General features: G+C 64.1%; 23 protein-coding genes and 1 tRNA gene. 11 read left to right on the top strand and 13 right to left on the bottom strand.

The window, feature by feature from the left end; genetic code table 11:
• Positions 1-51: 51 nt before the first annotated feature.
• A complete protein-coding gene (locus tag OSH12_RS24970; RefSeq protein WP_266346362.1) occupies positions 52-444 on the top strand; it encodes a YidB family protein in 393 nt (130 codons plus the stop codon).
• A 419-nt stretch (positions 445-863) separates the two neighbouring features.
• Positions 864-1,859 carry a 50S ribosomal protein L3 N(5)-glutamine methyltransferase gene (gene prmB / locus OSH12_RS24965; protein ID WP_266346361.1) on the top strand — a complete coding sequence of 332 codons (996 nt, stop codon included), beginning with the start codon at positions 864-866 and terminating at the stop codon, positions 1,857-1,859.
• Positions 1,860-2,191: 332 nt separating this feature from the next.
• Here the strand turns inward: prmB and OSH12_RS24960 are convergent, their stop codons facing one another.
• On the bottom strand, positions 2,192-3,733 hold the full coding sequence (locus OSH12_RS24960) for an MFS transporter (RefSeq protein ID WP_266346360.1): 1,542 nt from the start codon (positions 3,731-3,733) through the stop codon (positions 2,192-2,194).
• Positions 3,734-4,000: 267 nt separating this feature from the next.
• Here OSH12_RS24960 and OSH12_RS24955 point away from each other — a divergent pair, with 267 nt between their 5' ends.
• Positions 4,001-4,555, top strand: coding sequence for a TetR/AcrR family transcriptional regulator (locus OSH12_RS24955; protein WP_266346359.1), 555 nt, complete (start codon positions 4,001-4,003; stop codon positions 4,553-4,555).
• Between the two features lie 6 nt (positions 4,556-4,561).
• On the opposite strand, the gene OSH12_RS24950 is transcribed toward OSH12_RS24955, so the two are convergent.
• A complete protein-coding gene (locus OSH12_RS24950; protein WP_266346358.1) occupies positions 4,562-4,960 on the bottom strand; it encodes a glyoxalase superfamily protein in 399 nt (132 codons plus the stop codon).
• A 313-nt stretch (positions 4,961-5,273) separates the two neighbouring features.
• Between OSH12_RS24950 and rlmN the strand changes: the two genes are divergently transcribed.
• Genes rlmN through OSH12_RS24935 form a run of 3 tightly spaced genes read left to right on the top strand, consistent with a single transcriptional unit; the run spans position 5,274 to position 7,457 of the window.
• On the top strand, positions 5,274-6,500 hold the full coding sequence (gene rlmN, locus OSH12_RS24945; protein ID WP_266346357.1) for a 23S rRNA (adenine(2503)-C(2))-methyltransferase RlmN: 1,227 nt from the start codon (positions 5,274-5,276) through the stop codon (positions 6,498-6,500).
• A 58-nt stretch (positions 6,501-6,558) separates the two neighbouring features.
• Positions 6,559-7,002 carry a hypothetical protein gene (locus OSH12_RS24940; RefSeq protein ID WP_266346356.1) on the top strand — a complete coding sequence of 148 codons (444 nt, stop codon included), beginning with the start codon at positions 6,559-6,561 and terminating at the stop codon, positions 7,000-7,002.
• Positions 7,002-7,457, top strand: coding sequence for a hypothetical protein (locus OSH12_RS24935; RefSeq protein WP_266346355.1), 456 nt, complete (start codon positions 7,002-7,004; stop codon positions 7,455-7,457). The genes OSH12_RS24940 and OSH12_RS24935 overlap by 1 nt, the downstream gene beginning before the upstream one ends.
• Here the strand turns inward: OSH12_RS24935 and OSH12_RS24930 are convergent.
• From OSH12_RS24930 to OSH12_RS24920, 3 genes are all read right to left on the bottom strand, one after another.
• The gene (locus OSH12_RS24930) at positions 7,435-8,076 is read right to left on the bottom strand and encodes a LysE family translocator (RefSeq protein WP_266346354.1); all 642 of its coding nucleotides are present in this window, start codon (positions 8,074-8,076) and stop codon (positions 7,435-7,437) included. The two genes, OSH12_RS24935 and OSH12_RS24930, sit on opposite strands and share 23 nt — an antisense overlap.
• A gap of 179 nt (positions 8,077-8,255) precedes the next feature.
• Positions 8,256-8,960, bottom strand: coding sequence for an outer membrane protein (locus OSH12_RS24925; RefSeq protein ID WP_266346353.1), 705 nt, complete (start codon positions 8,958-8,960; stop codon positions 8,256-8,258).
• Between the two features lie 168 nt (positions 8,961-9,128).
• On the bottom strand, positions 9,129-10,244 hold the full coding sequence (locus OSH12_RS24920) for a lactonase family protein (protein WP_266346352.1): 1,116 nt from the start codon (positions 10,242-10,244) through the stop codon (positions 9,129-9,131).
• A 202-nt stretch (positions 10,245-10,446) separates the two neighbouring features.
• Here OSH12_RS24920 and OSH12_RS24915 point away from each other — a divergent pair, with 202 nt between their 5' ends.
• The 3 genes from OSH12_RS24915 (at position 10,447) to OSH12_RS24905 (ending at position 14,006) form a co-directional block, all read left to right on the top strand.
• Positions 10,447-11,994 carry a serine hydrolase gene (locus OSH12_RS24915; RefSeq protein ID WP_266346398.1) on the top strand — a complete coding sequence of 516 codons (1,548 nt, stop codon included), beginning with the start codon at positions 10,447-10,449 and terminating at the stop codon, positions 11,992-11,994.
• Positions 11,995-12,324: 330 nt separating this feature from the next.
• Positions 12,325-13,809, top strand: coding sequence for an OpgC domain-containing protein (opgC, locus tag OSH12_RS24910; protein WP_266346351.1), 1,485 nt, complete (start codon positions 12,325-12,327; stop codon positions 13,807-13,809).
• 120 nt (positions 13,810-13,929) lie between these two features.
• Positions 13,930-14,006, top strand: a tRNA-Arg gene (locus OSH12_RS24905).
• Positions 14,007-14,641: 635 nt separating this feature from the next.
• On the opposite strand, the gene OSH12_RS24900 is transcribed toward OSH12_RS24905, so the two are convergent.
• From OSH12_RS24900 to OSH12_RS24865, 8 genes are all read right to left on the bottom strand, one after another.
• Positions 14,642-15,040, bottom strand: a complete 399-nt coding sequence (locus OSH12_RS24900) for a nitrile hydratase accessory protein (RefSeq protein ID WP_266346350.1) — start codon at positions 15,038-15,040, stop codon at positions 14,642-14,644.
• On the bottom strand, positions 15,037-15,693 hold the full coding sequence (gene nthB, locus OSH12_RS24895) for a nitrile hydratase subunit beta (RefSeq protein WP_266346349.1): 657 nt from the start codon (positions 15,691-15,693) through the stop codon (positions 15,037-15,039). Before nthB ends, OSH12_RS24900 begins: the two co-directional genes overlap by 4 nt.
• Positions 15,690-16,310, bottom strand: coding sequence for a nitrile hydratase subunit alpha (nthA, locus tag OSH12_RS24890; protein ID WP_266346348.1), 621 nt, complete (start codon positions 16,308-16,310; stop codon positions 15,690-15,692). Before nthA ends, nthB begins: the two co-directional genes overlap by 4 nt.
• Before the next feature lie 604 nt (positions 16,311-16,914).
• Positions 16,915-17,670: a FadR/GntR family transcriptional regulator gene (locus tag OSH12_RS24885; RefSeq protein ID WP_266346347.1), complete on the bottom strand. Its 756-nt coding sequence runs from the start codon at positions 17,668-17,670 to the stop codon at positions 16,915-16,917.
• Between the two features lie 51 nt (positions 17,671-17,721).
• The gene (locus tag OSH12_RS24880; RefSeq protein WP_266346346.1) at positions 17,722-19,377 is read right to left on the bottom strand and encodes a GMC family oxidoreductase; all 1,656 of its coding nucleotides are present in this window, start codon (positions 19,375-19,377) and stop codon (positions 17,722-17,724) included.
• Positions 19,378-19,381: 4 nt separating this feature from the next.
• Positions 19,382-20,152, bottom strand: a complete 771-nt coding sequence (locus OSH12_RS24875; protein ID WP_266346345.1) for an SDR family NAD(P)-dependent oxidoreductase — start codon at positions 20,150-20,152, stop codon at positions 19,382-19,384.
• Positions 20,153-20,198: 46 nt separating this feature from the next.
• Positions 20,199-21,236: an ABC transporter permease gene (locus OSH12_RS24870; protein ID WP_266346344.1), complete on the bottom strand. Its 1,038-nt coding sequence runs from the start codon at positions 21,234-21,236 to the stop codon at positions 20,199-20,201.
• A 13-nt stretch (positions 21,237-21,249) separates the two neighbouring features.
• The gene (locus tag OSH12_RS24865; protein ID WP_266346343.1) at positions 21,250-22,764 is read right to left on the bottom strand and encodes a sugar ABC transporter ATP-binding protein; all 1,515 of its coding nucleotides are present in this window, start codon (positions 22,762-22,764) and stop codon (positions 21,250-21,252) included.
• Positions 22,765-23,146: 382 nt separating this feature from the next.
• On the opposite strand from OSH12_RS24865, the gene OSH12_RS24860 reads away from it, so the two are divergent.
• Positions 23,147-24,019: an ABC transporter permease gene (locus OSH12_RS24860; RefSeq protein WP_266346342.1), complete on the top strand. Its 873-nt coding sequence runs from the start codon at positions 23,147-23,149 to the stop codon at positions 24,017-24,019.
• 14 nt (positions 24,020-24,033) lie between these two features.
• Positions 24,034-25,074, top strand: a complete 1,041-nt coding sequence (locus OSH12_RS24855) for a substrate-binding domain-containing protein (RefSeq protein ID WP_266346341.1) — start codon at positions 24,034-24,036, stop codon at positions 25,072-25,074.
• The last annotated feature ends 269 nt before the right edge of the window (positions 25,075-25,343 follow it).

Raw genomic sequence — 25,343 nt, 5'->3', positions numbered from 1 at the left:
GCCTGTCGGAAACTGGCCAGGAACTGCGAACCGTTCTGAAGGAGAACCATCATGGGTATTCTTGACGGTCTGGTCGGCAATGTCCTGAGCGCGTTGCAAGGCCAGGGACAAGCGGGTGAGGGCGTTCAGGCTGAAGCCCTGGGGCAGACGCTGAACAATGCGCTCGCCAATACGCCGTTTGGCAGCCTCGACGGCGTGCTTGGGCAGTTGCAGAACTCCGGGCTCGGGGAGCAAGTGGCTTCGTGGCTCGGCAAGGAAGGCAATCTGCCGATCAGCGCCGACGATCTTCGCGCCGCGCTGGGCAATGAACAGCTGCAGAAAATCGGCACCTCGCTCGGTCTGCCGATGGATCAGGTCGGTGACCTTCTGGCCAAGGTCTTGCCGGCAACCGTGGACAAGCTGAGCCCGGACGGAACCCTGAACCTTCCGACCGACCAGGGCTGAGTTCCGATCGATTGCGAATTTGACAGGGCCGGGGAGATCCCCGGCCTTTTTTGTCTCCGGCCTCTCGCTCGACAGGCGTGTTGTGCGTGCTTCGAGACGGCCCTTCGGGCCTCCTCAGCATGTTGGGGATTGGGGCTCGGTCGATCGGTATGGAAGCCGGAGGCCGAACCGGAGCTTGATCGTCCTGCCAAGCACCACCCCAACATCCTGAGGGGCTTTCGTAGAAGGCCGTCTCGAAGGACGCATAGCGTGGATGCCGTCATTCACGCCACGCGCACGGCCTCGGTGCGATCCCCCGGAATTGCATCCAGACGACACCCCGTCGGCGCATGGGACTGGACATCGCAGGCGGAAGTGATGCGCGAAGCGTTTCGACCTGCTAGGACACGTCGAAACCTTTTCTTAACCACGAGCCTGCCTTGACCGAAATCAGCCCCGCCGAACAGCTTCTCACCGTCCGCGACTTCCTCCGCTATGCGATCAGCCGCTTCAACCAGGCCGGCCTCGCCTTCGGGCATGGCGCCTCGACGGCGTTCGACGACGCCGCCTATCTGGTTCTGGAAGGCTTGAAGCTGCCGATCGATACGCTCGAGCCCTTCCTCGACGCGCGCCTGCTGCCGGCCGAACGCCAACGCCTGGCCGATCTGATCGAGGCTCGCGTGACGACCCGCAAGCCGACGCCCTACCTGCTCAACCGCGCCTATATCCAGGGCGTGCCGTTCTTCGTCGACGAGCGCGTGATCGTGCCGCGTTCGTTCATCGGCGAACTGATCCATTCCGAGTTTTTCGGCGGCGAGGAATTCACGCTGATCGACGATCTGTCGTCGGTCGAGACCGTGCTCGATCTCTGCACCGGCTCCGCTTCGCTGGCGATCCTGGCTGCCGGCGTGTTCGAAAACGCCGAGATCGATGCCGTCGACCTGTCGCCGGATGCGCTCGACGTCGCCCGCATCAACGTGGCCGAGCACAATCTGGCCAACCGCATCGAGCTGTATGAGGGCGACCTGTTCGCTCCGCTCGGCGGCAAGCGCTATGATCTGATCCTGACCAATCCGCCCTATGTCGACGAGATCGCCATGGAAGAGCTGCCGGAAGAATACCGGCACGAGCCCGAGATGGCGCTGGCGTCCGGCCTTGACGGCCTCGACATCGTCCGCCGCATCCTCGACACCGTCGCCGATCACCTCAATCCGGGCGGCGGCCTGCTTTGCGAGATCGGCGCCGGCCGCGAGATCATCGAGGCTGAATATCCCGCGCTCGACTTCTTCTGGCTCGATACCGAAGAGAGCATCGGCGAAGTGTTCTGGCTGACGGCCGAAAGCCTCGGCGTCGTCGATACGGATGCCGAAGAGCAGGATCTGGACGATCTCGAAAGCCTCGACCAACTCGATGGCGACGCGCCCGAAGACGTCTGATCCGGCCAGTTGGTCGATTGAACAAGAAAAGCCCACCCCCGCCGCGCGGGAGTGGGCTTTTCTATTACAGCGTCCAATGAGCAAACCAGGCTGTTGCCGCCTCTCTGGCCCATGATCCCGAAAGCTCGACCCTCATCCTGAGGTGCCCGGCAAAGCCGGGCCTCGAAGGAGGGTCCAGGGAATGCCGAAGTCTGCGGGTCGGTGGCGCGGGGCTTCCGACTTCGTCCGCAAATCGGGTTTCGCTGGATCCTCCTTCGAGGCTTCGCTCACGCGAAGCACCTCAGGATGATGGGGGACCAGGTCCATCGGCCTGAAGTCTCGGAGCCTCCCGATTACGCGCCGATTTCGAGCATGATCGGCTCGCGTGCCGGCTTCGCCTTGCGTGAGCGCAGCGTCACCAGAGTGATGAGCGCGGCGGCGAAGGTGATCGCCGAGCAGATCAGCATGGTGCTGCGGAACGCCGCGCCATAGGCCTCGGCCGCTGCGGCGCGTCCGATCGACGGAGCCATCGTTGCCGCTTGATCGAGACCGCCGCCGGCCACCGCGCTGGCGACGCCGTTGGCGACATCGGCCGGCAGGGTATCGAGGCTTGCGCCCAGTCCACCGGTGACGAAGGCCGCCATCAAGGCGCCGACAATGGCGATGGCGACGGTCTCGCCGGCAACCCGCATGGTGCCGAAGATGCCGGTCGCCATGCCGGCGCGTTCCGTCGGCACGACGCTGATGGCGAGATCGTCCATCAGGCCCCAGGGCAGGGCGGCGCCGGCGCCGATCATGAACAGCGGCAGGATGAACGCCGTCGGCGCGCTGCCGATCGGCACGAAGGCCAGCATCAGCACGCCTGCGCCGGCGACGATCAGGCCGAGCCCGGCGAGGATCCCGGACGGAATCCAGCGCGCGATGTTGGCGGCGACGAAGGGAATCGTCGCGATCGGCAGGCTGAGCGGCAGCAGCATCATTCCGACTTCCAACTCGTTCATCCCCTCGATGCGGATGAAGCGGGCCGGCAGCAGGATGAACGGCACGATGAAGGAATAGGCGACGGCGACCGGCAGCGCCTGCACCGAGACGAAGCGGGCATAGCGGAACAGCGACAGATCGAGCATCGGCCGCGTCTGCAGGTTTTCGATGGCGATGAAGCTGATCAGCAGGATGGCGGCGCCGACGAGCAGCGTGATCACCAGCGTATCGTCCCAGCCGCGATCCGGGCCGAGGATGATGCCGAAGGTCAGCGCCACCAGCATGGCGGTGAAGCTGGCCGCGCCCCAGCGATCGATGCCGATGGCGCCGGGATCGCGGGTTTCGCGCATTCTCGGCACGCCGACGACGAGGATGAGCAGCCCGGCCAGGGCGGTGGCGACGAACAGCGATCGCCAGCCGAAGGCGCCGATCAGCGCGCCGGTGATCAGCGGTCCGAAGGCCAGGCCGATGCCGAAGCCGGTGCCGAGCAGGCCGAGTGCGCGGGTGCGGTCGGCTCCCTCATAATCCTGCGCCACGGCGGCGAAGCCGGCCGAGATCGAGATCGCCGCCGCGATACCCTGCAGCGCGCGCAAAAAGTCGAGGATCAGCACGTTCGGCGCCAGCGCCACGGCGAGCGAGGTGAGGGTGAAGCTGATGGCGCCGATGCGGAACATGCGCTTGCGGCCGAACTGGTCGGCCAGCGCGCCGCCGAGCATGATCGTGCTGCCGAAGGCGAGCATGAAGCCGTTGACGATCCAGGTCAGGAGGGCGAGGTCGCCGCCGAGATCGCGGCCGATCGCCGGCGTTGCGACGGCGGGGCCGGTAAAGGATAGCGGCATGGTGACGGCAACGAGGAAAACGGCGGCGAGCACAAGGTGCCGGCCCGCTGCCGCCGCGTGAGAGGCGTCGGTCATGGTGGTCTCGATCTGTTGAGCGCGGTCGGCCGGGGGCACGACCCATTGGAGACGGCGAAGCGCGCGGCGGGAGAGGCGCCGCGCGCTCTGGGGTCACCACCGACTCTGAATTATGTGTCGGCCGATACACAAAACATAACGGCTTGATTCCCGGCGTCAAGCGCTTTATTTGTTGATCGTTACAAAAAGAAAAAAGGCTGCACGCACGCCATGAACGCTCGCGGACGTCCCCGCAGTTTCGATCGATCGGTGGCTTTGGAACGGGCCATGGAAGTGTTCTGGGCGCGCGGCTATGCCGGCACCTCGATCGCCGAACTGACCGAGGCGATGGGCATCAATTCGCCCTCGCTTTATGCCGCCTTCGGTTCCAAGGAAGAGCTGTTTCGCGAGGCGGTGGCGCTTTATGTGGCGACGGACGACGCCTGCACCTTGCAGATGTTGGAAGGCGACCTGACGACGCGGGATTCGATCGCCGCGATGCTGTTCGCCAGCGCGAGATCCTGCGCGCGTCCTGACAAGCCTTCCGGCTGCTTCCTCATGTTGGGCGCGACCAATGGCGGGCCCGAGACGGATGCGGCGCAGCAGTTCCTATGCGACCAGCGCAAGGACATGGCGCGACGCATCCGCGACCGGCTAGAGCGCGGCGTCACGGATGGCGAGTTGCCGGCAGGGCTCAATCTCGACCGCATCGCCGCCTATTTCGGCACCGTCATCAAGGGCATGTCGATCGAGGCGCGCGACGGCGCCGATGTCGGCACGCTGATCTCCGTCGCCCACAGCACCATGCTCGGCTGGGACGCGCTGACCTCGACGCAGGGTTAGCCAGGCCTAGAGCGGCTGGCCGACGTCGATCCGGTTGCCGTCGGGATCCGCGATCACGAAGGCGCGCAGGCCAAAGTCCTTGTCGCGCAATCCCTTGATGATGCGCACGCCGCTGGCCTGGCAACGCGCATGCAGCGCGTCGACGTCGTCGACCATCAGATGCGCCACATTGTGCAGGCCGGCGACAGCGTCGCGCTGCAGGTTCAGATGCAGTTCGGCCGCGTCGCGCTTCAGGATCATGAAGCCGATGGGATCGCCGTTCTGGAATGTCTTCGTGAAGCCGAGCACGTCGCGATAGAATGCCAGCGACCGCTCGATGTCGCGCACGACAATGCCGGGCGCCATGCGGCCGAAGCGGACGCCATGGTCGGGAGCGGCATGGGTGGAAGTTTGCGTATCGGTCATCGTCTCATCCAAAAATTGTCGCCAGACTGGCGGGCCGGACGGTGCCGGTTGGCCGCGACGTCGCGAAGGGTTCGATGAGACGGTGCTCGCCGGGCAATCTAGCCAAGCTGCACGATTTTGAAAATGCCGGATTGCGTCCTTTTGCGCCCCCGCCACGTCGATGGATCGCCTGCCCCTTGTTCTGCGCAGGGCGGCCGCTCATTTGAAGCATTCCTGATTTCGTGAAAATTGTGATATGAGGCCGTCAACAATGATGGATGGCCTCGATGCGCGCCTCTGGCGCCCGGCCTCTCACCCGGAACCCGATACCGATATGACCGCACCGCTCGCCGTGGCCTCACCCGCACTTGTATCGCCCGCCCGCGCACCGCTCGCCTCGGGCGAGAAGGGCTCGCTGGTTGGCCTGACGCGGCCCGAGATTGGCGAGCAGCTCGCCTCGATCGGCATCGAGCCGAAGCAGATCCGCATGCGCACGGCGCAGATCTGGAACTGGATCTACGCGCGCGGCGTCACCGATTTCAACGACATGCTCAACGTGTCGAAGGATCTGCGCGTCACGCTGGCGGAAAATTTCTCGCTGAAGCGCCCCGAGATTGTCACCGAGCAGATCTCGCAGGACGGCACGCGCAAATGGCTGCTGCGCTTTCCCCCGCGCGGCGCCGGCCGTCCCGTCGAGATCGAGACCGTCTACATCCCCGAGATCGGCCGCGGCACGCTTTGCGTCTCATCGCAGGTCGGCTGCACGCTCACCTGTTCGTTCTGCCACACCGGCACGCAGAAGCTGGTGCGCAACCTGACGGCCGAAGAGATCGTCGGCCAGATTCTGGTCGCGCGCGACCGCCTTGGCGATTTCCCGGAGAAGTCGACGCCGGTCGGCATGGCGGTTCCCTCCGAGGGCCGTCTCGTCTCCAACATCGTCATGATGGGCATGGGCGAGCCGCTGTATAATTTCGACAACGTCAAGCAGGCGCTGCTGATCGCCTCGGATGGCGAGGGCCTGTCGCTCTCGAAGCGCCGCATCACCCTGTCGACCTCCGGCGTCGTGCCGATGATCGAGCGCGCCGGCGCCGAGATCGGCACCATGCTGGCGATCTCGCTGCACGCCGTGCGCGACGATCTGCGCGACATGCTGGTGCCGCTCAACAAGAAGTATCCGATTGCCGAGCTGATGGACGCTTGCCGCAATTATCCGGGCCTGACCAATGCCCGCCGCATCACCTTCGAATATGTGATGCTGAAGGACGTCAACGACAGCCCGGCCGATGCGCGCGAACTGGTTCGCCTGCTCAAGGGCATCCCGGCCAAGATCAATTTGATCCCGTTCAATCCCTGGCCCGGCGTCAATTACCAGTGCTCGGACTGGGAGACGATCGAGACCTTCTCCGACATCGTCAATCGCGCCGGCTATGCCTCGCCGATCCGCACGCCGCGCGGCCGCGATATCCTGGCCGCCTGCGGCCAGCTGAAGAGCGAGAGCGAGCGCATGCGCGTTCGCGAGCGGCTCGCGCTTGAGGCGATGGTCACCAGCGACGACGACTGATACGAGTGTTTCACCTCCGCCGGGTTCAATTGAACAGCTCAAATTGAAGGTGAAGTCGATGAAATACGCATTGCCGATCGTTGTTCTGGCCGCCAGCCTTGCCATTCCGGGCGTCGCCGTCGCCAAGGATCTGCCGCGGGCCGTCACCGATCTCGGCCTGACCGACGTCCAGATCCGCGAAAAGCCGAACGCCAAATATGGCCGCCGCGTTCTCGGCACCCTGCCGAGCGGGTCCCGCGTCGAGATCGACCTCGACGGCGATGACGGGATCGAGGATGTCGAGGCTCGTGGCAAGGACCTCTTCCCCATCGCGGATATCCGTAGCCTTGTCCCGGCCCCGGTCCTCGGCAATGCGTCCTGGCCTGCCGACGCGAAGCTGGAGAAGATCGAGTTTGAAAGCGGCGGGCGGATCGAGATCGAGGGTCGCCTGGCCGATGGGCAGGAGTTCGATGCCGAATTCGCCGCCGACGGACTCCTGCTTGATTTCGACACGGACGGCTGATGCGAGCCTTTCTCCGCATCATCCTGCTGATCCCGCTGGGGCTGATCGCGGCGATCGCCAGCGCGATTTTCATCTATCTGGCAGCGTTCGGCTTCACCGGCAACGACATCTGGGATGGCCCGAATGGCGAGATCCCGGTGATCCTCGCGCCGGTGTTCATCCTTCTGGTCGAGATCTCGCGCTACGCGCTGCTGCCATTCCTGGCCGGCATCGTCGTGGCTGAAATCTTTGCCCTGCGCTCGGCGATCCTGTGGTCGCTGTTCGGTGGCGCGATTGGCCTTGGATTGCACCTGTTGGCGAACAGCACCGAATTTGCTGCGCTGCCGCCGGTCGCGGCCGGGCTGGTCGCCGGCTTCGCTTATTGGGTAATCGCCGGCCACGGCTCGGGGCGTTCTGTCTCGGGCCGAGCCGTCTCAGGTCCGGCGGATCAGTCTACTTCCCCTGGGCCAGAATAAGCCGCACGGCAAAGCCGCCCATCACGCCGGCGAACAGCCAGTCGACCGCCCGCGTCGCGCGCGGCGAGCGCTTCAGGAATGAGGCGAGGGAGCCGGCCGACCAGATCATGGCGATGCTGATCGGGGTGGCGACGACGACGAACATCAGGCCGAGAAACAGCAGCTTGCCGGCGGCATGCGGATCGGTCGGCGTCACGAATTGCGGCAGGAAGGTCACGAAGAACACGATGATCTTCGGGTTCAGCAGGTTGACCATCAGGCCCTTCAGATAGACCTTGCTGATCGGATCGGACGAACCCTTGCCGCCGACGGAAAGCGCCGAGCCGTGACGGATCGCCTGCACGGCGAGATAGACGAGATAGGCGGCGCCGACGACCTTCAGGATGGTGAAGGCCGTGGTCGAGGCGGCCAGCAGCGCCGACAGCCCGACCGCCACCAGCACGGTGTGAACGATCAGCCCGGTCGAAGCACCGGCAAACGCGGCAATGCCGGCCTTTCGCGATTGCCCGATCGCCTTGCCGAGAAACAGCGTCATATCAGGCCCCGGCGTCAGCGTGAGCGCGATGACGGCGACCAGGTAGGCGAGGAAAACCGAGAGCGAGGGCAGGAAGGTGAGCATGGCAAAGGGCTCCGTTGCAGCCTGAGCTATAACACGGCTTGGGCCGCCGTCGATGGGGGCAGGGTCATCCACCTTCGGTCGGCCATCCGTCTCGGCTCATTCGTGTGTCGCACCACAAGCCGAAAGCAAAAAAGCCGCCAGTCGAGACCGGCGGCTTGTCTTGTTGCGGAGAATTTCGCTCAGAAGCGGTAGTTCAGACCGGCGCGGATGATGCCGACGTCGCGGTCGACATCCATGCGATATCCCTCATCATTAGTCGACGTCACGTTTCCAAAGCCCGCGTAGAGACCTTCGAACTTGACGGTCCAGTTCTGCGCAAAGCCCCACTCGACGCCACCGCCAGCGACCCAGCCGGCCTCCCAGCCGCCAAAATCAGACCAGCTGTCAGACACGTCATCAATCTCGGTCCATTGATGTTTGAAGTGACCGAGTGCCAGACCGCCGGTGACATAGGGCATGACGTTGTCGAAGGCGTAGCCGAGACGGGCGCGGATAGTGCCGAAGCCATTCATGTCGTTTTCGAGTTCAACGTCGCCGTAGCCGGGAGCGTCGTAGGACTTGCTGTTCGTCGCGTAATTCAGATCGGCCTCGATGCCGAGAACTACGTTGTTTTGAAGCTGGTAGTTGTAGCCGATCTGTCCGCCGATCGTGAAACCGTCAGAGCCGGCATCGTAGGTGTAGCCGCCCCAGTCGTCATCGACATCGTGCCAATCGGACTTGAGATTGGCCCAACCGAGGTTGGCGCCGATATAGGGACCAGTCCAGATGTATGACTGCGCCATGGGCGTCTCGACAGGAGCTACGGTCAAATCGGCTGCCATAGCCGACGAAGCACTGATAACGGCGAGAGCGGCAACTACCGCGGCGCGCTGAATGTAAATCATCCTCGAACCCTTCTACCCACGACCCATTGCGCAGCTTTGCGGGTTACGCATGGGAAAGTACAGGTATTCCGTAGAAATACTGCCGCTTTCCCTAGCGTTGTGTCAGGCCTGCAACAGAATTGCGGAGGCTATTGCGGCGAGGGTCTGTAAACGGATATGTGCTGCCTGCTACCCCGCGATCGTCACGAAGCAGATCGCCGTCGGCGTGCCGACCGCGATGTCCCGGCCGAGATGGGTCAGCGAGCCGTCCTCAGCGTCGACGCCGAACAGGGTGACGATGTCGCTGTCCTGGTTGGCCAGCGCCAGGGTCCGGCCATCCGGCGAGAAGGCGAAATGGCGGGGCGTCTTGCCACCGCCCTCAACCGTCCTGCGGTCTTGCGCGGTGCCATCCGCGCCGATCGTGAAGATCGCCAGGCTGTCCTCGCCGCGATTGGCGGCATAGAGGAAGCGCCCGTCCGGGCTGAGCTTGATCTCCGAACAATGATTGATGGCGAGCACCGCGTCGGGAACCGTCGTGGCGATGTCGAGTAGCAGGAACGTGCCGTTTTCGGCATCAAAGCTGAAGGAAGCGACGGTCGAACTCAGCTCGTTGATGCCATACGCAAACGGCTTTGTCGGGTGGAAGGCGAAATGGCGCGGGCCGGAGCCGGGCGGCAGCGCCGTCTCACCGGATTTCTCGATCGCTCCTGTCGCGGCGTCGAAGCGATAGCAAACGAGCCGATCAATCCCGAGATCGCTGACAACGATATGGCGGTTGTCCGGCGTCGCCTGCACGCAATGCGCATGCGAACGATCCTGCCGGCCCACATCCGGCCCGCGGCCTGGATGGGCGGCGGAGGCGGCAACCGGATCGAGGCCACCATCGGCGCGGCGCGGGAAGATGGCGACGGACTGATTTGGTCGTTCGCTTTCCGGCGTCCCCATATAGTTGGCGATTGCCACGAAGCGCGCCGAGCGGTCGAGGCTCGCATAGGCCGTGATGCTGCCCAGCGTCGATTGGCGGTTCACATAGGAGAGCGCGCCGGTTGCCGCATCGATGGCGTAGGCGCTGATCAGCCCCTCGTTCCATTCCGCCACTTCGCTGGTCGCATAGAGCGTGCCGCCATCCGGGGCGGCGGTCAGGAAGGTCGGGTTTTCAATGCCGCCCTGGGCGCCGAGCGGCGTTGCCGTAGCACTTGCCTGGTCGAAGGCGAAGATCGAGATGCCGCGCGCATTGGCGCTGGCGAAATAGGGCGTCGGGCGGTTGCAGCCGCCGACATAGAGAAAGGTGTTTGCCTGCGTCATCGGATGTCCCCCCAATCATGCGGCCCGGCCGCTCATGGCCGACACGATAGCGGGCTCGAACCCTTCCCGTCGCCACCCTTTTCTCCGGCCTTCAACCGAAATGCGGCGCGCGCCTCCGCAAAACTTGCTGCTTGTGCAGGCGCTGGTCTTTGACGCAATCTTGCCGCAACGGAAGGTTCGGCGGGGGCTTGGCATGGGCGCGATGTCTGGGAATGGGGTTTGGCGTTTCGCCACGGCCGCCGCTTTCGTCGGACTGGGGTGGGGCACCGCATCGGCCGAACCGGTCTCGCGCGACAAGGTGCTGGCGGCGCTGCCTCGGCTAGAGGCCATGGCGCAGCAACTCGTTGCCGACCGCGCCGTCCCCGGGCTTGCCATCGCTATCGTGCATGAGGACCAGATCGTCTACCTGAAGGGTTTCGGGCTTCGCGATACCAGCAAGGCGGAGGTGGTCGACCCTGACACGGTGTTCCAGATCGCGTCGCTCTCGAAGCCCATCGCGTCGACCGTCGTCGCCTCTCTCGTCAGCGACGGCGTCGTCGGCTGGGACACGCGCATCGCCGATCTAGATCCGGCCTTCCGCCTGCATGATGCCTATCCGACGGCCGAACTGACGATCCGCGACCTGCTCGCCCATCGCAGCGGCTTGCCGGGCCTTGCCGGCAACGAGCTGGAGGATATTGGCTTCGATCGCGAAACGGTGCTGCATCGCCTGCGCCTCGTGCCGCCATCGTCCAGTTTCCGCGCCGGCTATTCCTACAGCAATGCGGGTTTCACCGAGGCCGGAGTTGCCGCCGCGCGGCCGACCGGCAAACCCTGGGAAGAGGTGTCCGAGGAACGGCTCTATCGGCCGCTCGGCATGAACGCCACCAGCTCGCGCCACGCCGATTTTCTCGCCAGGGCCAACCGGGCCGCGCTGCACATCGATCTCGGCCAGGGCTGGGAAGCAAAGGTGACGCGCGACCCGGACATGCAGTCGCCCGCCGCCGGCGTCAGTTCGAGCGCGCGCGATCTGGCGCAATGGGTGCGCCTGCAACTGGCCAAGGGGAGCTTCGACGACGAGAGGCTGATCGGCGCCGAGGCGCTGGCCGCGACCCATGTGCCGCTGATGGCGCTCGGCACCAATCCCGCGACAGGCGCCACCTCGTTCTACGGGCTCGGCTGGAATGTCGAGCTGGGGCGCCATGGCCTCAACTGGGGACATGCCGGCGCCTTCAGTCTCGGCAGCCGCACCCTGGCGTCGCTCTATCCGGACGCCTCGCTCGGCATCGTCGTGCTGACCAATGCCTTCCCGACCGGTGCGCCGGAAGGGCTGGCGGACAGCTTCTTCGATCTCGTCTTTGACGGCACCGTCTCCCGCGACTGGGGCTCGATCTGGGGCGATATCTATGGCGGCCTGTTCGGCCCCGCCGTCGCGCAGGCCAAGGCCGCCTATGCGACGCCGCCGACGCCGCCAAGCCCGCCGCTACCGCTTGCAGCCTATGCCGGCCACTATCGCAACGCCTATGTCGGCGAGGCGCAGGTCGCGGAGGCGGGTGGGGCGCTGACCCTCGCCCTCGGCCCAAAAGGCGCGCGCACCTATCCGCTCAGCCATTTCGATCGCGATCTCTTCCTGATCTTCCCGGATGCCGAAATGCCGGACAGGCCCTCCGCCATCCGCTTTGCCATCAACCCGGCCGGCAAGGCCGAGACGGTGACGATCGAGTTCCTCGACGACGAACATCTCGGCACGCTCGCCCGCGTCGCCGACTGATCGCGCGTGTCGCTAAGGAGGGTCCGCTTGCCCCGCGCGACCGGGCGAAGCGGGCCTGGTCGTGTCCGCGAGAGACTGTGCTTCACAGGCCCCATTTTTCGCAGCCGGCGTAATTTTGCCATCTCGCCTCGCTTATCTCCAGCCGTCGCCTTGGTCGTTCGGCGGCGCGCCGTGCGACGGGGCCGGGCGAATGTCGAAAGTTCCTATCGAAATGGCGAGAACGCTGGCTATTGCCGTTCCAAAGCCGTCCGATCCATGGTTTAGATCGATTTTCAGGCATCCTTCGCGCTGCCACGGGTGCAATACGGTTCGATGGCCGGGAGTACAGTTTTGATTGCTCAATTCGGGCAGCGGTTCACGACGCCCGCGCAATATGCGCTGACTTGCCTCTTCGCCCTGCCTTGCTTCGCGCTTCGCCTGCAATGGCCCTGGCATAGCTTCTCGTTTTTCCTGTTCGCGCCGGCCGTGCTGCTGGGGGCCGCGCTGTTCGGCAAGGGTCCCGCTATTCTCGCCACGGTGCTGACGGCGGTGTTCGCCGTCTTCTTCTGGATCGAGCCGATCTACACCTTCCGTTTGTCGTCGGCGCAGGTGCCGCCGCTGGTGCTTTATGCGCTGGTCTGCGCCGGTATTGTCGGCCTGTGCGAATGGTCGCGCGCCGCCTTGAACCGCGACCGCCGCGCGGCGTTGGCGGAACAGCGCGCCGCCGCAACGTCGCGTCTCGACAGCATCGATTTCTGGCGCGGCCTCGTGCTCTGTACGATTTTCATCAACCACGTCCCCGGCAATCTGCTCGAAGCGATCACGCACAAGAATTTCGGCGTTTCTGATTCGGCCGAGGCGTTCGTTTTCCTCTCTGGCGTGTCGCTGGCGCTGGCCTATGGTCATCGCTTCCGCCCCGGCGAACGGATCGGCGTGCTGCTGGCGATGCTGCGCAGGGTCATCAAGCTCTATGGCGTGCACGTCTTGCTGTCCTTCGCGGCGATCGCCATTTTCTCGGCCGGTGCGCTCTACTGGCGCCAGCCGGACCTGCTGATGGCGCATGGCCGCTCGCTCCATGTGGCGGACGCCTGGACCTGCCTGATCGGCATCGTCTCGCTCGGCCATCAGCTCGGCTATTTCAACATCCTGCCGCTCTACATGGTTCTCATCCTGGTGGTTCCCGTCCTGCTTTGGCTGGCGCGCATCGATGTGTCGCTGATGCTGATCACGTCGGCGCTGCTATACGCCCTGACGCGCTATGCCGGCTGGAACCTGCCGAACTGGCCGACAGCGGGCGGCTGGTTCCTGAACCCGTTCGCCTGGCAATTCGTGATGGCAATCGGCGTCGCGGCCGGGCTGGCGCTGAAGCAGCAGGGCGAGATCCCGGTGACGCGGCCGATGGTGGCGCTCGCCGCCGTCGTCGTGGCGGTCGGCTTCCTGATGTCGCCTTTTGGGCCGGCAGTGACGCGCAGCTGGATCGGGGCGAACGGCCATCTCGACACCGACAAGACGGTGCTCGGGCTGACGCGGCTCAGCCATTTCCTGGCGCTGGCCTATCTCGTTTACGCCCTGCGCCTGAGCGTTTTCTGCCGGCGCCTGCCGGTCTTCGCACCGCTGGCGACGATCGGCCGGCACGGCTTGCTGATGTTCGCGCTGCTGTCGATTCTCGCGGCGGTGGGCCAGGTTCTGGTCGGCACGAAGCATGGCGGCATCTGGTTTGATGTCGGCTTCCTCGGCGGCGGCCTGGTGCTGCTCTGGGTGGCGGCGCATCTGGCAGACGCGGCCCGTCCGCCCCGTAGCGCCCGCACGGCCGCGCGGCCGGCCATGGCCGGCTAGGGCGTTTCATCGTTTTGGAAGGGGCGCGTGAACTCTTCTGGGAAAGCATGGCTTTCGCCATTGCTGCATGGCGGTCCTTCGTTTATGTAAACCGGCACGCGGCCTTGCCGCGTCCGGCATGCACCCGTAGCTCAGCTGGATAGAGCGCTGCCCTCCGAAGGCAGAGGCCACTGGTTCGAATCCAGTCGGGTGCACCAATCTTTTCAGAGAGTTAGCTGTTTCTATGTTCTCCGTTTCAGCGAGCTACTCACCATATACTCACCAACCGGTCGGAACGAACGCAGCGTTGGCTAGCAACTTGGCCTACAGCTACCACAGTTGATGAGTAGGTTCACCGGGTGATCTCGCGTCGAGCCGGGCGTCGTCTTTGGACCATAGCCATAAACTTGGCGAATGCCTTCGATCTGTGAGGCCGATCCGCTCAGCTAGGCTGGAACGATCGGCACCACGATTAAATCGGGGGACGACGCCGTCTTACGGACGACAAGCCGGTGGCCCGGTGCCTGCTGCGGTGTTCTCAGCTGAGATGAAAACAATAGCGCCGGGAACCAGGTCGGTGTGCGTCGCGGGCGCGTCTACTATTTTGGCCGTAGGCGCATCGACGATCGCATATTCGCACCAGCCAGAGTCGACCGTCTCCCCGATAGCTTGCCAGATGTGCTCGATATATTCGTCATTGACGTGGCGTCTATATAAGAGGCGATCGTGCCCGGTGAGGACTGCGTAAACGAATGACCGCTCTTTGGATAATCGGCGAGGACAGCGAATGGCGAGCCTTGAGCGCAACACGAACTCTAATACTCACTCGATGCGCCAGTCACGTCCAATCACTCTACGAAAGCGCCAACCCAGACGCCCAGTCCTTTGGCAGCTCGATCGGTTTGCCATGAGGCGTGCGCCGAGCCGCGGCATCCCATGCCATACGGCACCTCTTGAGCGCGTCGGCTGTCGCAATAGTCTTGTCTCCGACAATCCGCTCCAAGGCGGTCACCCAGTGTTGATAGTAGGTGTCGCCCTTGTCGGGATCTTGGGCATCTTGCGCCCGCCTGATCTCCTCTCCCAATACTGCCGACCACTCGACCTCGCTGAAAAGCCCTTTCTGGCAGAGAAGTTTCTTGATCGCGAAAGCCTGAGCCTCCCAAGGCTCCCAGAAGATCGGCCCACCCTCGTCGCGAAGGGTGCCGCGCGCGATCTCCTCCTCCGGCAGCTCAGTCAAGTTGGCGGAGGTCACAGGGCCTCCAAATAGGGCTCGAACGCTTCGACCGAGACCTTCAAGCTTGGGTCGTCATCGGTCCCCCACAACTCACTGCCATCGAAAACGACCGTATAGAGCCATTGCGGATCGTCTCCTGCGCCGACGGCCGAACTATCCGGAAACACATGGCAGCCGTGAACGCGTTCGATAGTTCCACGCCGCCCTCGGGCATAGCGGGGAAGGCGTGTATGAGTCGGCAGATGGATGTTCCGCGTCCGGACGCCGTCGCCGACCTTGAACAGCGCCGCCGCGGAGGTCGACCGTTCATATGACTGACGTTTCAGCGCCTTTGAAACGTCTTCGGCCCTCAGCGGTTGCCCGGCGACTGTTGATCCCGAAAATGAGCGGCTAGCAACGATCTCTTCCTCCATGACGAGGCCGCGCTCGAGCAGCAAAGTCTCGAGCGTCTTCTCCCAGCTCTTGTAGTACGAGGCGGTCAGATAGAAGCTGGGCGGCTGGCTCTCGCGCGCATTGCGGAACATATCGAGGTTCCAGCCTCCAACGCACCCCATCGCACGCATCATCGCCATGACCCGCCCTTCCCAGGGCGCGTGGAACACCGGCTCGTCTCGCTCCGGCTCGATCCGGCCAAAACCATCCATGCCGCCCATGTCGTGGACGCCGTTCATGGCCCAACCTCCGGTAACTTTGGAAGACCTGTCCCGATCATCGAGTCGCGGGTCACCAGGGACGCGAGCGCATCCACATCGAAGCCCTCAGTACCGGCGGGCCGCATGGGCAGGACCAGGAAGCGGGTCTCAGCCGTCGAGTCCCATACTCGGATCTCCATTTCTGGCGGGAGGTTGACGCCAAACTCGGCCAATACGCCGCGGGCATTCCTGACGACACGAGATCTATAGGGAGCTGACTTGTACCACACCGGTGGCAATCCCAGCAGGTCCGTCGGATAGCAGGAGCAGAGCGTGCAGACGACCATGTTATGAAGCGTCGGCAGGTTCTCGACTGCGATCAAATGATCGCCGATCTCACCGACATGGCCGAGCGACGACACGGCTGCAGTCGCGTCCTCAAGAAGAGCCCGCTTGAAGTCAGGATCGAGCCACGCCCTGGCCACGACCTTAGCACCGTTCCGCGGGCCAATTCTCGTCTCATACGCCTCGACGATCAGATCGAGGACTGCCGGATCGATCAGGCCTTTTTCCAGGAGGACGGTTTCTAGCGCACGAACGCGCAGCGTCATCTCGGAGAGCTCCGAGTGATCCTCATCATCGTCGTGGTGGGACATGACCGAGAACCTTCAGACCGTCGAAGACGCCGATTATGCCACTCGAGCGCATAAGTGCCAATACACCGCGCCGTCGATACGTCCGTTCATGGCGTATAGCGGCTACCAGAGCGCTCATCAACCATGTCTGCTCTCATGAAACGGCCGCGCCGATCTCAACGTACTACTTGGGCGCATTGCCGACGGGAAAGGGGCCGCAAGCGGACTGGCTGCTTCTTCGGCAAAACTAACGAAAGCAGACTTCACGGATGATCAGCTACGCCCGGTTTGCTTTTGACGAGCCGGCCGATCGGCTGCAGGAGCTCAATTGTCCCAGCTAGGTTCGCATCGATAGCCTAAGCAACAATCCGCATGGATTGGACGGGATGAGATCCAAGCTGACGTCCCACCCTCCGGCCTTGGCTTTCTCGACCTCACCACCGAATACACGGTCGCAAAGGGGCCGGACCACCGCGACGCCTCAAAGCAATAGCTGATGAGCCAATCGAGGCCATTTGCATTCAGACGAGGACAAAGCCTGACCACCCCCGAAAGGTCTCGAGAGACGTTTGTTCGCAACCGGGCCTGTCATGCTGCGGCGCCCAGGAACAAGCTGACGGCGTGCTCAGCGCTTTATTCTCGGCATTGCGCGCATTTGGGCGATGTTGTTCCGGTTTTTTTCGAGCAGGGTTGCCATCACTGCCCTTGCCCCGTCCTCGTCGCGCCGCTGAATGGCCTCGGCCACCAGGAGGTGGTCGTCCGGATATTGCGTGGCGACCAGGTCGACATCGATGGCCAGTGAGAAGTTGGACCGAAGAACGACTGCCACCGTCTGCATGAGGCTGAGCAGCATCTTGTTGTGGCAGGCCTCGAACATGCGGCGATGGAACAGGATGTCGGCTTCGACACCGGCAAACTTGTTGGGCGCGTTCTCCATCATCTCATAGGCTTCGAAGAGCCGGAGGACCTCGATCGTCGAGGCCACCCTGGCAGCCATAGCGGCGACCTGCGGCTCGACGAGTTCGCGCAATGTGTTGAGCTCGTCGACGAGATCCTCGCTAAGTGCCGGCTGGCTCAGCGACCATCCCAGCAGGTCCGGGTCGAGATAGTTCCACTCTTTGCGCGGTAGGACGGTCATTCCGGAGCCGCGGTCGGTGCGGACGAGCCCCTTGGCGGAGAGCAGCTTGATTGCCTCGCGCAGGACATTCCGGCTGACGCCGAGCTCGGCGGCGATTGTCGCCTCGACCGGCAGGTGACTAACTTCTGGATAGCGCCCCTGTACGATCGCGGTGCCAAGATCGTCGACGACCCGATCGACCAGCGACACCTTGCGGTCCGCCTGCGGTTCGCCAGCCTTGCGCCGAATAAATGCCTGCTTCACGTGCGGCAATTCCTTTGCAGAAGAATCAGATGACGTGACGCAAGGCCTATCTCATTTGTCCATGATGAGCGATACGGCCTTGCTGCCGAGGGCGAGCGCGATCGCGTTGGTGTTGCCGGAGGGAATGAATGGCACCGCGGCGCAGTCGATCACCCGCAGGCCATCGACGCCGCGTACCCGCAAATGGCTGTCGAGCACCGCCATCGCATCGCCGTCCGGCCCCATCCTGGCCGTGCCGCACGGGTGATAGTTGGTCTTCACGAAGCGATAGCAGTGCTGGGCGAGGGCTTCGTCGCTGTCGACGTCGCGGCCGGGCAGCATCTCGGCCGCGATGTTGGCCGCGATCGGCTCGGCGGCGAGCAGTTTCCTGGCGAAACGCAGCGAACGGATCGTCGTCCGGAGGTCCTCGTCCTCGCCGAAGAAGTTCGAATCGACGATGGGCTGGTCGCTGGCCCTGGCGGAGCGCAGGCGGACCGAACCGCGCGCCTTCGGGCGCAGCAGGCAGGAGGTGAGCGTGACGCCATGCGTCGACTTCATGTCGGTGATGTCGCGGTCGAGATAGACGATCGGCGCGCAATAGAGCTGGATGGTGGGACGCTCCCCGCCGTCGGGATCGTAGAATAGGCAGGATTCGATGCCGGTCGTCGTCACCGGTCCCGTACCGAAGAGCAGGTACTGCAGGCCGTTGCGAATCATGTTCCAGCCCTTGTCCTGGCCGAAATAGCCGCTGGCGCGCCGGCTCGAGCAGATGACGGGAACCTCGTGGTGATCCTGCAGGTTCTGGCCGACGCCGGGCAGGTCGGCCTGGACGCGGATGCCGTGCTCGGCCAGATGCGCCGACGGCCCGATGCCCGACAGCATCAGAAGCTTGGCGGTGTTGTAGGTGCCGGTCGCGACCAGCACTTCCTCGCTGGCGGTGGCGCGCACGCTGCGGCCCTCATGGGTGTATTCGATGCCGACCGCCCGGCCGTTCTCAACGATGATGCGGGACACCAGCGCATCGGTGACGACGGTCAGCCGCTTGTCGCGCATCGCGTCGGCCAGGAACGAGAACACAGCGTCGCTCCGCCGCATCGCGCCGCCCGCCTTGCCCATGGTGTGCTGCATGATGCCGACGCCATTCTGCCGGCGGCCGTTGAAGTCGGGATTGAAGGGCAGGCCCATCGCCTGTGCGGCGAGGACGAAATCCTCGGTCATCTCGCAGAGCTGGCCAGGATCGGAGACTAGCAGCTTGCCGCCGGTGCCGTGATAGGCGTCGTTCAGGCGGCGGTTGTTTTCGAGCGAGGTGAAATGCGGCAGCAGGTCCTTGTAGGACCAGCCGCTGTCGCCGCCGAGATAGGCGTCCCAGTGGTTGTAGTCCTCATGCTGGCCGCGCATGTAGACCATTGCGTTGACCGAGCTGCCGCCGCCCAGCACCTTGGCCTGCGGCACGATCGGCGCACGGCCGTTCAGCCGCGGCTGGGCCACGGACTTGTGCATCTCCAGATAGTCTTCTCGGCAGAGATATTTCATGTAGCCGGCCGGCATGCGCATCAGCCGCGCATAGCGGGCCGGGCCGCGTTCAACCAGGAGGACGCGCGCGCCGAATTCCAATACGAGTCGTGCCGCGGCGACGCAGGCCGACGAGCCGCCGCCGGCAATGATGTAGTCGTACTTCACCTTACTCTCCTGGGAAATCGCCCAGCCGCGCCGCGCGAGACGTGTCATGGCATTAGCGGCTGGTGTAGCCGCCATCGATCGGAATGACGGCGCCGGTGATGTAGGCAGAGGCCGATGAGCAAAGGAACACAGCCGCGCAGGCGACGTCCTCGGGCTGGCCGGGACGCGCCATGGGTGTCATTGCCTTCCAGGTCGGCGCCATCTCGGGATCGGCGAGGCCGCCGGCGGTCATGTCGGTGATGATGTAGCCGGGGGCGATCGCGTTGACGCGGATGTTCTCCGCCGCGTAGTCACTGGCGAGGCTCTTGGTCAGCATGTGTACCGCAGCCTTGGAGGCGTTGTAGGCAGCCTGGGGCTGCGGGACGAGCGACACAAAGCCGGCGATGGAACCGATGTTCAGGATTACGCCTTCGCCCTGAGCCCGCATCGGACCGAGAGCGGCGCGGCAGCAGCGGAAGACTGAATCGAAGTTGATCCCCATTGTCCGGCGGAAGCGTTCCTCGGAGAATTCGTGCGTGTCGCCGTGATCGGCGATGCCGGCATTGTTGACGAGGATGTCGAGGCGGCCCGCGATGCTGACCGCTTCGCGCACGAGCTGTTCCGGCGCTTCGGGATCCTCCATGTCGGCCTGGACATGGTCCACTTCGACGCCGTGGCTGCGCAGGCGGTTGAGCGCGGCCGGGTTGGCGGTACGCGACGACACCACGAGCCTGGCCCCGGCTTCAGCGAAGGCTTCGGCGATGGCGAAGCCCAGTCCACGGGAAGCGCCCGTGACCAGGGCGACCTTGCCATCAAGGCGCAGTTTTTCGGTAAGAACGGACATTCTGTCTCCTTTGACGCTCGGAATTCGGTGTGTCAGCGGTGCGGCCTCAGGAAGGCGTATCAGTTGCAGCCGGCAGTCGGCGGCGTTTGGCGCGCGCTTCGTTCCAGAACTTGCGCAGCCGGGTGATCAGGACGGAGTCGCTGGCGACGGCGACCAGGATGAGAAGGCCAAGCAGCGCGTCGAGCCAGAACTGGTTGATCTGCAGGCGGAACAGGCTCTGCTCCAGCGTGCCGATCAGGATCGCGCCGAGCGTCGCGCCGATGATCGATCCGGCGCCGCCGAAGATGTTGACGCCGCCGACCACTACGGCCGCGATCGACTCGAGCTCTAGCCCCATCGCCGCCTCGACGGTAATCGTGCCGAAACGCGCCAGGGTCATGAAGCCGGCAAGCCCCGACATGGCGCCTGACAGGAGGAAGGCCGAGAAGATCACGCGCCGTACCGGCAGGCCGGTGAAATGAGCGGCGTCCGGGTTCGAACCGACGGCGTAGAAGTGGCGGCCGACGCGCAGCACCGACATGCCGATCTGGAACAGGATGATCGTCACCAGCGCCAGCGCGACCATGGCGCGGACGTCGAAGCTGCCGATCGACAGCACGGTCATCTGCGGCAGGTTGACGAGCCAGGAGGGCAGGTTGGCGGTGGTGATCGACTTGGCGCCGGAGAATTCGACCAGCAGCCCGCGAAATACCGCCATGGTTCCGAGCGTGACGATGATCGACGGGATGCGGGCGAAGACGACGAGGGCGCCGTTGACCGCGCCCATCAGCGTGCCAATCGCGACGGCGAGCGCGATCGCCAGCACCGGCGGCAGCCCGTGATTGGCCGCGAGCAGGGCGCCGGTGAAATAGGCGACGCAGCCGACCATCGCGCCGACCGAGAGGTCGATATTGCGGGTCAGCACGACCAGCGTCTGGCCGGCGGCGACGACCGCGATGATGATGACGCTTGATGCGATGCGGTTGAAGGTGCGCGGCGACAGATAGCCGTCGATGATGGTGGCGAACACCAGAACCGCGATGGCGATGATCGCTAGCAGGCTGAGTTCCCGGACGCGTTCGGGACGCAGGCGTAGTCCGTTCATGGCGACTTCCTATCTATTCAGCCTGGCCCGTGGCATGGGCCATGACGACCTGTTCGGTCGCGTCCTTGCGATCGAGGGTCGCCATCTGCTTGCCTTCGCGCATGACCAGCACTCGGTCGCTGAGCGAGAGCACTTCCGGGAGGTCCGAGGAAATGAGCATGATCGCCATGCCCTGCGCGGCCAGTTCCCAGATGAACTGGTGCACCTCCGCCTTGGCGCCTACGTCGATGCCCCGTGTCGGCTCGTCGAGGATCAGCAGCCGCGGCGCAGTGTTGAGCCACTTCGCCAGCAGTACCTTCTGCTGGTTGCCGCCGGACATCCGCCCGACCGGTGCCTCGACCGAGGCGGTCTTGATGTGCAGGCGGCGACGGAACTCGTCGGCCACCTCGGCCTCCTTCTTGCGCGACAGCATCCCCAGCATGCCCCGAAAGCGGTCGAGTACGGGAAGGGAGATATTGGCGGAGGAAGACATCGGCAGGGACAGGCCGAGCTGGCGCCGGTCCTCGGAGACATAGGCGATTCCGCCATCGATCGCCTGGCGCGGGGAGCGCGGCGCATGCGGCCGGCCGTCCAGCGTGGCGCGGCCCCGATGCGCCGGCGCGATGCCGAACAGAGCGAGGCCGACATCGGTGCGGCCGGCGCCGACGAGGCCCGCGAAGCCGACGATTTCGCCCTTGCGGATCTCGAACGACACATCCTCGAACGCGCCGTCCCGCCCGAGGCGATCGACCGACAGGACGACACCTTCCGCGGCCGTGGTGGCGCGGGGGGCGAGCAGGCCCATCTCGCGGCCGACCATCTCGGCGATGGCGGATTGCGGCGTAACGGCGGCCCGCGGCCGGGACGAGATGTGTCGGCCGTCGCGGAACACGGTGACCGTGTCGGAGAGGCGGAAGACCTCGTCCATGCGATGGCTGATGAACACGATCGAGACGCCGCGGCCGCGCAGGTCTTGCATAAGCTGGAACAGGCGCTCGGATTCATAGGCCGAGAGCGATGCCGTCGGCTCGTCCATGATCAGGACGCGGGCCTTGAGCGAAATTGCCTTGGCGATCTCGATCGACTGCTGTTCGGCCAGCGTCAGCCCGCGCGCCGAGGCGCGGACGTCGATCTGCACGCCGATCGAGTCGAGGATCCTGGCGGACTCCTCATACATGCTCGCCCAGCGGGTGAACGGGCCGCGATCCTGGTGACCGATGAAGATGTTCTCGGCTACATCGAGATCGGGAAACAGCAACGGTTCCTGATAGATGGCCGCGACGCCCTTGCGCTGCGCGTCGGCGCTGCTGGCCATCTGCACCGGCGCGCCGTCGAGATGGATGGCGCCGCTATCCGGCTGGTGCACGCCGGTCATGATCTTGATCAGCGTCGATTTGCCGGCGCCGTTCTCGCCGAGCAGCGAATGGATCTCGGCTGGATGGAGCGTCAGCGAGACGCTCTGCAGCGCGTGGGTCGCGCCAAAGCTCTTGCTGATGTTGCGCAGCTCCATTACGGGCCGGCGATGAGTTTCGATTGGCAAAGCGGCCACTTGCATTCCCCCCTCAAGGCCGACGCGCGGGCTGCAACCCGGCCGAACGCCCCTCCAGGCGTCCGGTGACGACGACATCCTTCCCGGATCCGCGGGTTCCGCAGTGTCCGGCATCCTCCCGAATTAATCCTATCAATATCGATATGAATCCTACTTGCAATATCAAAAAATAGGATCTATCCAAAAAAGGAGAATTGGATACGGTTAGAGGCCTTACGGCTCAGACTAGCCTGCCAATATGGGGCAGCTTCGATGCGGAGGGCAGATTTATCTGCTTATTCGTGGCGGCTCGGAGGGGGAAATGCAGCTATCAAAAGCGTTTCGCGGCTGGGAGATTTTTCTTCTCCTATTGCTCGCAGCAACTATTGTCGGAAACTCGTTCATGTCCCCGCATTATATTTCGGGGTCGAACATCATCAATCTGTTTCAACTCTCCATTGAGAAGATCGTTATAGCGCTTATCATGGCGCTGCTGATCATCAATGGCGAGATCGACCTCTCCGTTGCCTCGGTGATGGGGTTTGCCGCCTGTCTGCTAGCCTATCTGACATCCATTGGTGTCGGCATGCCGGTGGCGATCGTGGTGGCCCTGCTCGGCGGTCTGGCAGCCGGCTGCATCAACGGCCTCTTCGTCGCCTATGTCGGCCTGCCGTCGCTGGTCGTGACTCTGGCCGGACTGATCGGCTTCCGGGGCCTTGCCCGGGTCCTGCTCGAGGACCGCGCCATCGGCGGCTTCCCGCAATGGTTCACCGATCTCGGCCAGAAGGCTTTTCTCGGCCCCTTGCCCTTCGCGTTGATCGTCTTTGTCGTGGTTCTTCTGGCCGCCGTCGCGATCCTGCATCTGTCCACCTTCGGCCGGAAGATCTACGTGATCGGCAATGGCGTCGATGTCGCCCGCTATTCGGGCGTCGCCGTGGCGCGGGTGAAATTCTCGCTGTTCTTGATGTCGGGCTTCGTCGCCGCGCTAGCTGGCGTCCTCTATGCCGCCCGGCTCGGCTCCGTCCGCGGCGACCTCGCCCAGGGCTTCGAGTTGGAGATCATCACCATGGTCCTGCTCGGCGGCGTCAGCATCTTCGGCGGATCGGGATCGCTGCTCGGGGTCTTTCTCGCGATCCTTCTCGTCCTCAATCTTCGAAACGGCATGGGGCTGGCCAATCTGACCGGCAATTCCCAGTCGATCGTGATCGGCGTTCTGCTGATCCTGTCGGCCGCGGTGCCGTTTCTCGTCTCGAAAGTTCGTTCCAGGGTAACATAGGGAGGAAAATACCCATGAAAGCGAAGTTGTTGGCTGCCGCCGCGGCGATCTCCATGATGGCGGGTTCTGTTGCGGTTGCCCAGGACGCCGGCGCGGGGAAGCCGGTCGACATGGTACTGCTGCCCAAATATCTCGGCATCATCGTGTTCGACCAGGCGAATACCGGTGCCCAGGAAGCCGCCACGGAGCTCAAGAACGAGCGCCCGCTGCAGTTCCTCGGCCCGACCCCGGAGAACAGCGTTGCCGGCCAGATCGAGATCGTCACCAACGCCACCACGCAGGGCGTCGGCGCGATCATGATCTCGAACAATTCCGGCGACCAGATCGCGCCGGCCGCCAGGGCCGCCCATGACAAGGGCGTCAAGGTCGTCACCTGGGATTCGCCGATCCCGTCGGCCGAGGGCGAGGACGTGTTCGTCGCTCAGGTCGATTTCGACGAGACCGGCCGCGTGCTGGCCGACATGGCGCTGAAGATCCTGAGCGAGGCCGGTGGCGAGTTCGCCATCCTCTCCGGTTCGGCCGACGCGGCCAACCAGAACGCCTGGATCAAGTCGATGAACCAGGTCCTGAAGAGCGACGCGAAGTTCGCCTCGCTCAAGCTTGTCGACACCGTTTACGGCAACGACCAGGCCGAGACGAGCTACAATCTCGCGCTGGCGCTGGTCGACAAGCACCCGAACCTGAAGCTGATCGTCGCGCCCACCACGGTCGGCGCACCGTCCGCCGCCAAGGCGCTGCAGGACGAGGGTCTCTGCGAGAAGATCAAGGTCACCGGTCTCGGCGTGCCGTCCGAAATGCTCTCCTACACGCAGAATGGCTGTGCGCCGGAATTCGCGCTCTGGAGCTTCAAAGATCTCGGCTATCTCGCCTATCAGACCGCCTATGCGCTGGCGACCGGCACCGTGAAGGCGGAGGAAGGCGCCGTCGTCAAGGCCGGCCGCTTGGGCGATCGCACCATCACCAAGGACCCGACCCGCGAAAAGGGCCTCCGCATCCTGATGGGGCCGTTCTCGCTCTACAATGCCGAGAACGTCGAGGCTGCGGCCAAGGAGTGACGCTGTCGGAGGCGGCGCATGCCGCCGCCTCCTTTTACTCATGTTTGGCAGGCCAGCCCGCTGCGCTACCGAGGTGCTCAGTCACGTGCTGATACTATCGTATAGCGCTGCGTCCAATTGCCTCGTGAGGACTAATCATCTTAGCGTCCTCCGGCCCCTCGACCTCCCTCCTCGCTCAGGCCCACGCGGCGAACAGTGCGCCGACCCCTCTCCGGTTTTAGGACCTCGCAAATCGGAGCCCTATGCGGCCGTGCGCCGATAGTCCGCAT

The sequence above is a fragment of the Kaistia terrae genome (assembly GCF_026344005.1).
In the GTDB taxonomy this organism is placed as follows: Bacteria; Pseudomonadota; Alphaproteobacteria; order Rhizobiales; family Kaistiaceae; genus Kaistia; species Kaistia terrae.
The sequence above is the reverse complement of the archived record's forward strand: the minus strand, read 5'-3'. Positions and strand labels throughout refer to the sequence as shown.